Raw genomic sequence first — 9,383 nt, 5'->3', positions numbered from 1 at the left:
TCGCTCGGGGTGTTGTGGTTCCAAAACTGGTTGGGGGGGGGGGCGTGGGGGGTTTGGAGCCTGCAGGCTGGGGCGGGCGGTTTTTCGGCGCGGGCCCCCCGGCGCCCGCTGTGGCAGGCTGGCGGTCTCTTCGCCTGGGGGGTATTCCGCTTGCCCACGTCGACGCCGCCCCGCCCGGACCGGTCGGTGGCCTGGGAGCTGGAACCGTCCGGCTCGTCCTGGCTCCTGAGGTTCCGCAGCACGCCCGAGGTCGCCGCCCACGTGTTCGGCGCCCTGCCCGGGGGCGAACCGGTGCGCAACCTCGGCAACGACCGCCGCTGGCCCTACCGCGTCCGGCTCGCCGCCGCGCCGCCCGCCGGCCTCGAGGACTTCTTCCGGCTGCTCGGCGAGGTGCTGGTGGTCCCCGTGGAGCACGAGAGCGTGGACTGCCTGGTGGCGCTCGACCACCACCTGGAGCCCGACGGGTCGGCGCGCACGGAGGTGGCCGAGCGGCTGCACCTGGTCAAGCACCGCACCGGCGCGCCGGACGAGGTCGACCGCGCCGGTCAGGCCCTGTGCGCCGCGCTGGCGGAGGTGGTGATCAGGCACGAGTGGTACGCCCGCGCGACCAGCGTCCTGCCGGTGCCGGGCCACGACCCCGAGCGCCCGGCGGTGAGCGCGCTGCTCGGCCTCGCCCTGGCCCACGACCTCGGGCTCGGCCTGACCCCGGTCACCTCGCCCGGCCGGGTCCGCAAGCAGGCCCGCCTGCTGACCCCGCGCGAACGCGTCGACCTGCTCGGCGCGTTCCGGGTGGCCGGGGACCTGACCGGGCAGACCGTGCTGGTCGTGGACGACACCCACCAGAGCGGCTACACCATGGCGGGCGTGGCCAACGCGGCCCGCCGCGCCGGCGCGGTCGAGGTGCTCGGCCTGACCGTCACGCGCAACCAGCGGCGCTGACCCCCGCCGTCCCCGCTGTCCTAGTGGTCCTCGTCGGCGTCCCAGCGGCGGCCGAGCGCGGCCAGCTCGTCGGCGTGCTCGACCCGCTCGACCCACCCCGCCGGCCACGCGCCCAGCCCGTGCGCGGCCCCGGCGAACGCGCCCGCGAGGCAGGCGATGGAGTCCGAGTCACCGGACGTGGTCGCCGCCCTGACCAGGGCCTCCACCGGCTCGTCCGGGAACAGCAGCACGCAGTGCAGCGCGGTGGCCAGCGCCTCCTCCGCGACCCACCCGGCGCCCGTGGCCAGGCACGGGTCGGCCCGCCGGTCGGGGCGGGCCAGCGCGCGGTCGAGGGCGTCCAGGGCCGCCGCGCACTCGTCCCAGCCGCGCGCGATGAACTCCTCGGGCCCGGTCGCGCCCGGACGCGCCCACAGGTCGTCCAGCCAGTCCTCGTGGTAGGTCGTGCGCTGCTCCGCGCAGCGCTGCCGCAACGCGGCCGGGAGGTCGTCGAGGCGCATCCCGCCGCGCAGCCGGTGCACGGCGAACGCGGTCAGCTCGCTCGCGGCCAGGGCGGTGGGGTGGCCGTGCGTCAGCGCGGACTGGAACTGGGCGATCCCCGCCCGGTGCGCGTCGTCCAGGCCCGGCGCCAGGCCGACCGGCGCCACGCGCATGTTCGCGCCGCACCCCTTGGAGGACTCGCTCGTCGCCCGTCGCCACGGCAGGCCGTCCGCGAGCCGCTCGCACGCCTGCAAACAGGTCATGCCGGGCGCGCGGTCGTTGTCGGGCGAGGCCCACCAGCGCACGAAGTGGTCGCGCAGCGCGGGTTCGAGGCGGACCCGGTCGGTCCCCTCGAGCAGCGCACGGGCGACCGCCAGCGCCATCTGGGTGTCGTCGGTGACCGGCGCGGGGTCGCCCGCCAGGTCGCGCGGACCGCCCGCGCCGTACCGCCGCTCGATCTCCGGCACGGTCAGGAACTCGGTCGGCGCGCCGAGCGCGTCACCGCACGCGAGACCGAAGAGGGTGCCACTGGCCCTGGTCACCGGGGCAGCATAGGCAGCGGCTCCCGGTGGTTCAGCCAGTTTTCCGGCACCCCGGTCCGGGTGGCCACGACCCCGCCCACCATCGCGGCCGTGGTGTCCATGTCACCGCCGGCGTCGACGCAGGCCCGGATCGCGGCCGGGTAGTCGTCGGCGCGGCTCGCGGCCACCCACAGCGCGAACGGCACGGTGTCCTGCGCGGTCGACCGCGACCCGTTGCCCAATTCGTGAGCGGCCTCCGCGACCGACCGGCCCAGCAGCCCCCGGGCCCGCTCGACGCCCCGGCGCACCTCGCCGTCGCCGAGGTGGTCGAGCACCGCGTCCAGCAGGCCGGGACCGGGCAGCGAAGCCGCGACCGCCACGGCCACCGCGCCGGCGACCCCCTCGGGGTGCCCGTGCGTCACCTCGGCCTGCCGGACGGCCTGCTCGACGGCGGCGGCGGGGTCGCCCGCGAAGAACGCGCCCAGCGGCGCGACCCGCATGGCCGCCCCGTTGCCGCACGAACCGCCACCCCGGTAGGCCGTCGCGGCGGCCTCGCGCCACGGCACCCCGTCGCGGACGCGGTGCAGCACCACCACCGCGCCGGGCCCGTAGCCCCGGTACGGGTCGCAGTGCTCGGCGAACGAGGCGACCAGCCGGTCCTGGTCCACCTCGCCGTGCTCGAGGAGTTCGGCCAGCAGCAGGCAGGCCATCTCGGTGTCGTCCGTCCACGGCCAGGTGCCGTCGGGCGGGAAGTCGTCGGTGCGGGGCCGGGCGAAGAACTGGGCGCCGCAGGCGTCGCCGACGGACAGGCCGTCGAGGGAGAGGAGTGCGAGTTCGCGTGACATGTCGGGCCGAGCGTAGCCCGCGCGCGGCTCGCGCGTGGCCGGAAAAGCCGGAGGGCCCGGGACACGACGGTCCCGGGCCCTCGCGGAGCGCGTGATCAGCTGCAACCCGAGGTGGAGCCGCAGCCCTCGCACAGGTAGCAGGAGCCCGCCGGGCGCATCTTCGTGCCGCACGTCATGCACAGCGGCGCGTCGGCGGCCTTGCCCAGGTGCAGTTCGAGCAGTTCCGTGGAGCTGCCGACCTTCACGTCCTGCGGCTTGGACTTCTGCTCCGGCGCGGGCGCCGGGGCGCTCGCGGGCGCCGACTGCTCCGCCGAACCCACCGAGGTGCGCAGCCCCTCCAGGTCCACGTCACCGCCGCTGTAGTCCGACGCCACCTGCGCGGTGCGCTCGTCGGCCGTGAAGATGCCCAGCTGGGCCCGCTTCTCGAACGGCAGGTAGTCCAGCGCCAGCCGGCGGAACAGGTAGTCCAGCACGCTGGTCGCGATCCGCACGTCCGGGTCGTCGGTCATGCCGGCCGGCTCGAAGCGCAGGTTCTGGAACTTCGAGACGTAGAACTCCAGCGGGATGCCGTACTGGAGACCGACCGAGATGGACATGGAGAACGCGTCCATCACGCCCGCCAGCGTCGAACCCTGCTTGCCCAGCTTGACGAAGATCTCGCCGAGGCCGTCGTCCGGGTACGAGCCCGCGTGCAGGTAGCCCTCGGCGCCGCCGACCGTGAACGACACCGTCTGCGACGGGCGCTTCTTCGGCAGCCGCTTGCGCACCGGCCGGTACTCGACGACCGGCTCGGCGGCCTTGGTCTCCGAGCTGGGCTTGGCCGACTTGCCCGCCGACAGCGGCTGGCCGACCTTGCAGTTGTCGCGGTAGATGGCCAGGGCCTTCAGGCCCATCTTCCAGCCCTGGTAGTAGATCTCCTCGACCTCCTCGACGGTCGCCGTCTCCGGCATGTTCACCGTCTTGGAGATCGCGCCCGACAGGAACGGCTGCACCGCGGCCATCATCCGCACGTGGCCCATCGGCGCGATCGAGCGGTCGCCCATGGCGCAGTCGAACACCTCGTAGTGCTCGGGCTTGAGGCCCGGCGCGTCCACCACGTGCCCGTGCTCGCCGATGTACTCGACGATCGCCTCGACCTGCTCCTCCTGGTAGCCCAGGACGCGCAGCGCGCGCGGCACGGTCTGGTTGACGATCTGCATGGAGCCGCCGCCGACCAGCTTCTTGAACTTCACCAGCGCCAGGTCCGGCTCGATGCCGGTCGTGTCGCAGTCCATCATCAGGCCGATGGTGCCGGTGGGCGCGAGCACGCTGGCCTGCGCGTTGCGCCAGCCGTTGCGGGTGCCGACCTCCTGGCAGCGCTGCCACTCCCTGGTGGCCAGCGAGCGGACCGCCGCGTCGTTGGCGTGCAGCGCGCGGATCGAGTCGTTGGCCGCCGCGTGCTTGCGGATGACCCGCTGGTGCGCCTCGGCGTTGCGGGCGTAACCCGCGTACGGGCCGACGACGCCCGCCAGCTCCGCGGACCGCCGGTACGCCACGGCCTGCATCAGCGACGTGATCGAGGCGGCCAGGGTGCGGCCACCCTCGGAGTCGTAGGCGTGGCCGGTCGCCATGAGCAGCGCGCCCAGGTTCGCGTAGCCGATGCCCAGCTGGCGGAAGTCGCGCGTGGTCTCGCCGATCGAGGGGGTCGGGAAGTCCGCGAAGCTGATGGAGATGTCCATCGCGGTGATGATCAGCTCGACCGACTTGGCGAACAGCTCGGCGTTGAACGAGCCGTCGTCGGACAGGAACTTCATCAGGTTCAGCGACGCCAGGTTGCAGCTGGAGTTGTCCAGGTGCATGTACTCCGAGCACGGGTTGGACGCGGTGATCCGGCCCGACTCCGGCGTGGTGTGCCAGTCGTTGATCGTGCCGTCGTACTGGATGCCCGGGTCGGCGCACTCCCACGCGGCCTGCGCGAGCTTGCGGAACAGGGACCGCGCGTCGACGTGCTCGATGACCTCGCCGGTCATGCGGGCGCGCAGGCCGAACTGGCCGCCGTTCTCGTAGGCGCGCATGAACTCGTCGGACACGCGGATCGAGTTGTTGGCGTTCTGGTACTGGACGGACACGATGTCCTTGCCGCCCAGGTCCATGTCGAAACCGGCGTCGCGCAGCGCGCGGACCTTGTCCTCCTCGCGCGCCTTGGTCTCGATGAACTCCTCGACGTCGGGGTGGTCCACGTCCAGCACGACCATCTTCGCCGCGCGGCGGGTCGCGCCACCGGACTTGATGGTGCCCGCGGACGCGTCGGCGCCGCGCATGAACGACACCGGGCCGGACGCCGTGCCGCCGGAGGACAGCAGCTCCTTGGACGAGCGGATGCGCGAGAGGTTCAGGCCCGCGCCGGAGCCGCCCTTGAAGATCAGGCCCTCCTCGCGGTACCAGTTCAGGATCGACTCCATCGTGTCGTCGACCGACAGGATGAAGCAGGCGCTGACCTGCTGCGGGGAGCTGGTGCCGACGTTGAACCACACCGGCGAGTTGAAGCTGAACACCTGGTGCAGCAGCATCCACGTCAGCTCGTGCTCGAACACCTCGGCCTCGGCGTCGCCGCCGAAGTAGCCGTGCTCGACACCCGCCTTGACGTAGGTGCGCACCACGCGGTCGATGAGCTGGCGCAGGCTGTGCTCGCGCTGCGGCGTGCCCACCGCGCCGCGGAAGTACTTGCTGGTCACGATGTTGGTGGCGTTGACGGACCAGAAGTCGGGGAACTCCACGCCGCGCTGCTCGAAGTTCACCGAGCCGTCGCGCCAGTTCGTCATCACGACGTCCCGGTGCTCCCAGGTGACCTCGTCGTAGGGGTGCACACCTTCGGTGGTGTAGACGCGTTCCACCTTCAGCTTGGCGGTCTTGGCGCCCGCGCCGTTGCGGGTGGCGGTCTTCTTCCCTGAGCCACCGACGGTCTCGGTCATCCGGGTTCCCTCTCGATCAGGTAGGTGTGGTGGCGCGACCACGTCCGGGCTCCCCGTCCGAGGCGGTCGCTGTGGTTGTTTCCGGTCGCGGTGTTGCTTGGTCGCGGTGTTCCGGTCGCGGCGCGGGCGCTAGTCGTCGCGCTGGGCGTCGCGGAGATCGGCGATCTCCTTCTCGAAGTCCTCCACGGACGAGAAGGAGCGGTAGACGCTGGCGAAGCGCAGGTAGGCGACCTCGTCCAGCTCGCGCAGCGGGCCGAGGATCGCGAGGCCCACCTCGTGGCTGGGGATCTCGGCGACGCCGCCGGAGCGGATCGACTCCTCCACGCGGTGCGCGAGGTGCTGGAGGGCGTCCTCGTCGACGGGGCGGCCCTGGCAGGCGCGGCGGACGCCGTTGACGACCTTGTCGCGGCTGAAGGGCTCGGTGACGCCGGAGCGCTTGACCACCGCGAGCACGGCCTCCTCGACGGTGGTGAACCGGCGGCCGCAGCTGGAGCAGGACCGCCTGCGGCGGATCACCTGACCCTCGTCCACCTCGCGGGAGTCGACCACGCGCGAGTCCGAGTTCCGGCAGAACGGGCAACGCACGGCTGATCTCCCCCTGCTTGGGCGCAGCACTCATCGCGTTAGTCCTGGGGAGGGGGAATACCCCAACCTGTGGACTAACTACGTCGGTGCAACCACTAGATGTAGGGGTAAACCTATGCCTTGGCCCCCTGGCGCCGCAACTCGTGAGAACCCTCGGCGTGTCACCCGTACGGCTGATCCGCAGCCACCTCGCGAACGGCCCTGCACCCTACCCGCCACCCTTCGCGTGTCCTCCACCCAGACACCGCGTGTCCTCCACTCCGACACCGCGAGTCGTCCGTTCCGGACGCGCGAGTCGTACCTCCAGACCGCGCGAGTCGTACGTCCAGGACCGCCGTGTCGTACGCACAGGACCCCCGAGTTCAGCGTTCAGGCGCCCAAGGGTTGTGGCCGAGGGGTGCGCGAAAGGTGAACTCGGGGGTCCTGGAGGTACGACTCGCCCGACCTGGGCGTACGACTCGCGGTGTCTGGAGGTACGACTCGCGGTGTCGGAGTGGACGACTCGCGGTGTCTCAGTGGAGGACACGCGGTGTCTGGGTGGAGGACACGCGTGGAGGGGGGAGGGGAGGGGTTAGGGGAGGAGGCCGGTGGGGACGGTCAGGGGTTGGCCCGGGACGAGGTCGTCGGTGGTGAGGTTGTTCAGGGTGCGGATGCGGGCGGCTACGGCGTCCGGGTCGCTGGTGGGGGCGCTGCGCCTGGCCACGTCGTGCAGGGTCTCGCCGACCTGGACGTGCACCACGGCGGTGCGCTCGGGGACGGTGGTGGCGCCCGAGGTGTAGAGGTAGCCGAAGGTGAGGGCGGCGGCCAGGGCGGCGGTGGCGAGCGCGGAGAGGGTGAACCGGACGGCCGGGTGCCGCTCGGGGCGCACCCGGCACGCCGCCGCGTCCGGCGGGGTCTCGCGGGGCGCCTGGGGCGTGCGGCGGGTGGACGGGCGGCGGTCGCGGTCCGGGACGGCGAACCGGCGCAGCACGCGCGGTCCCGGTCGCAGCCCCGTGCCGAGGGCGACGTCCTCGACACCGGCCCCGTCCACGAGTTCGAAGCTGTTCCGGGTGCCAATGACCACCGCCATCATGCCCTCCAACGCAGGTCATCCGATCATGATCGAACCTGTGTTCGATCGAACGTCCGTGCGAATGTCTACCACTAAGTGCCGCATAATCGCCACGACACGCCGATACTTACTTCGAACAGGTGTTTGATCTGGGCGCGCAACCCGACTACCGTCCACAACCGAAGATCGACGCAGAGCCGGCCTGGGAATCGGAGCCGGTGAGGAGGGGAAAACCGTGGCACGCAAGACCAACGACGACCTGAGCATGGCCGCGGAGGTGCCCTCCCCGCCCGAGCAGACGGACATCGCGGGCAACGCGGGGCTCACCCTCCGCCAGCGCAAGGTGCTCGACGTCATCCGCGACTGGCTGGACCGGTTCGGCTACCCCCCGAGCGTGCGCGAGATCGGCGAGGCGGTCGGCCTGACCAGCACGTCCTCCGTCGCGCACCAGCTCCGCGCGCTGGAGAAGAAGGGCTTCCTGCGGCGCGACCCGAACCGCCCCCGCGCGGTGGGCGTGCTGCCGACCGAGATCGTGACCGGCCTGGCGCCGGCCTCCAAGCCCACCCCCGCGTACGTGCCCATGCTGGGCCGCATCGCCGCCGGTGGGCCGATCCTGGCGGAGGAATCCATCGAGGACGTGTTCCCGCTGCCGCGCGACCTGGTCGGCGAGGGCGAGGTGTTCCTGCTCAAGGTCGTGGGTGACTCGATGGTGGACGCCGCCATCACCGACGGTGACTGGGTCGTGGTCCGCCAGCAGCCCACCGCCGACAACGGCGACGTGGTGGCCGCCATGATCGACGGCGAGGCCACGGTGAAGACGTTCAAGCGCAAGGACGGGCACGTGTGGCTGATGCCGCACAACCCCGCCTACCAGCCGATCCTGGGCGACGAGGCGTCGATCCTGGGCAAGGTCGTCGCGGTGCTGCGCCGCCTCTGAACGACGACGGGAGGTCCCGGGCACTGCCCGGGACGCCTCCGCGCGTGGTCAGCCCTTCCGGCGCGAGCGGCGGACGAAGGCGCCCACCAGCACCAGCGCCGCCGCGCCACCGCCCACCACCAGCCACGGCGAGGTGGGCTCCGACGACGCCGGGGCGGACGCGGCCGGCGGGTCGGCGGCTCGGGCCTCGTCCTCGGCCGAAGACGTGGGGGTGGGCGCAGGAGCGGGCGCCGCGGCCAGTGCGGCGGCACCTTCCACCCGTCGCACCTGCGAGGACGTCCCCTCCTTGCCGAACTCCGAGGCCGACAGCAGCGCGCCGTCCGCGTCGAACGCGATGGCCTCGCCCTGCGGCTCGTCCGGCAGCGGCACCCGCACGGGGTCGCCCTCCAGCGCCTTCGCCAGGTCGCCGTCCGGCACCGGGAACAGGTACGCGTCGGTGTAGGTGCGCAGCGCGGCCACCGTGCCGTCCGGGCTCATCGCACCGCCCGTGACCAGGCGCGTCACCACCGGGTTGGTCAACGGCCCGCCGGGCGTCTCGGTGCCGCGGATCGACACCTGCGCCACCTGCTCCATCGGGGTCGGCGCGTTCTCGGACAGCTCCGAAACCGGCCGGTACACCAACGCCGAGCCGATCGTTTCCTTGGTGACGACGTGCGGAATTCCCGAGCCGTCCAACAACAACGCCTCGGCGTCGTGCTTTCCGTCAGGATACGTGAGTCGGTACAAACGGGCCGTGCCGTCCGGGGAAACCGCGTGCAATGCCACGGTTTCCCGCGTCTTGCCGTTGTCCCCGGTGTCCGCCGCCCACAGGGTTCCGTCAGGCGCGAGAGCGAGGTCCTCGACGTCGAACGGGTTGATCGCCGTCGTGATCGTCCGCGTGATCGCGCACGTGCGGTCCATCACCTGCACGGCCAACCGGCCGTCGTCGCTGTCGTTCACCGCGAACAGCTCGCCACCGCGCGCGGCGAGCCCGGACAGCTCCTCCAGCCGCGCGTCGGTCACCGCGCACAGGGGGGGGGGGGCGGGCACCGCCACCGGGTAACGGGCCCCCGCCACCAGGCCGAGCACTACGAGGAG

8 protein-coding genes are annotated in these 9,383 nt (G+C 72.3%); 2 read left to right on the top strand and 6 right to left on the bottom strand.

Going from position 1 to position 9,383, the window contains the following annotated elements; all coding sequences use genetic code 11:
* Positions 1-150 precede the first annotated feature (150 nt).
* Positions 151-939 carry a phosphoribosyltransferase gene (locus ACFV4N_RS34160; protein ID WP_499676791.1) on the top strand — a complete coding sequence of 263 codons (789 nt, stop codon included), beginning with the start codon at positions 151-153 and terminating at the stop codon, positions 937-939.
* A gap of 20 nt (positions 940-959) precedes the next feature.
* On the opposite strand, the gene ACFV4N_RS34155 is transcribed toward ACFV4N_RS34160, so the two are convergent.
* The 5 genes from ACFV4N_RS34155 to ACFV4N_RS34135 form a co-directional block, all read right to left on the bottom strand.
* The gene (locus ACFV4N_RS34155) at positions 960-1,958 is read right to left on the bottom strand and encodes an ADP-ribosylglycohydrolase family protein (protein ID WP_499676790.1); all 999 of its coding nucleotides are present in this window, start codon (positions 1,956-1,958) and stop codon (positions 960-962) included.
* Entirely contained in the window at positions 1,955-2,782 is an 828-nt protein-coding gene (locus ACFV4N_RS34150) for an ADP-ribosylglycohydrolase family protein (RefSeq protein WP_499676789.1), read from the bottom strand. The genes ACFV4N_RS34155 and ACFV4N_RS34150 overlap by 4 nt, the downstream gene beginning before the upstream one ends.
* Before the next feature lie 95 nt (positions 2,783-2,877).
* Entirely contained in the window at positions 2,878-5,733 is a 2,856-nt protein-coding gene (locus ACFV4N_RS34145; protein WP_499676788.1) for a vitamin B12-dependent ribonucleotide reductase, read from the bottom strand.
* 129 nt (positions 5,734-5,862) lie between these two features.
* Positions 5,863-6,318, bottom strand: a complete 456-nt coding sequence (gene nrdR / locus ACFV4N_RS34140; RefSeq protein ID WP_344039795.1) for a transcriptional regulator NrdR — start codon at positions 6,316-6,318, stop codon at positions 5,863-5,865.
* Positions 6,319-6,889: 571 nt separating this feature from the next.
* A complete protein-coding gene (locus ACFV4N_RS34135; RefSeq protein WP_499676787.1) occupies positions 6,890-7,387 on the bottom strand; it encodes a LysM peptidoglycan-binding domain-containing protein in 498 nt (165 codons plus the stop codon).
* Positions 7,388-7,604: 217 nt separating this feature from the next.
* On the opposite strand from ACFV4N_RS34135, the gene lexA reads away from it, so the two are divergent.
* Positions 7,605-8,306, top strand: coding sequence for a transcriptional repressor LexA (gene lexA, locus ACFV4N_RS34130; protein WP_499676786.1), 702 nt, complete (start codon positions 7,605-7,607; stop codon positions 8,304-8,306).
* Between the two features lie 48 nt (positions 8,307-8,354).
* Here the strand turns inward: lexA and ACFV4N_RS34125 are convergent.
* A partial coding sequence (locus ACFV4N_RS34125; RefSeq protein ID WP_499676785.1) for a hypothetical protein occupies positions 8,355-9,383 on the bottom strand: 1,029 nt, incomplete at its 5' end.

This window comes from Actinosynnema sp. NPDC059797 (assembly GCF_042732085.1).
Taxonomy (GTDB): Bacteria; Actinomycetota; Actinomycetes; order Mycobacteriales; family Pseudonocardiaceae; genus Actinosynnema.
This window is presented reverse-complemented; position numbering and strand designations above follow the sequence as displayed.

Coding starts and splice junctions, on each gene's coding strand:
- ACFV4N_RS34150 (WP_499676789.1), bottom strand. CDS start 2,782: ATGTCACGCGAACTCGCACTCCTCTCCCTCGACGGCCTGTCCGTCGGC.
- ACFV4N_RS34135 (WP_499676787.1), bottom strand. CDS start 7,387: ATGGCGGTGGTCATTGGCACCCGGAACAGCTTCGAACTCGTGGACGGG.
- ACFV4N_RS34145 (WP_499676788.1), bottom strand. CDS start 5,733: ATGACCGAGACCGTCGGTGGCTCAGGGAAGAAGACCGCCACCCGCAAC.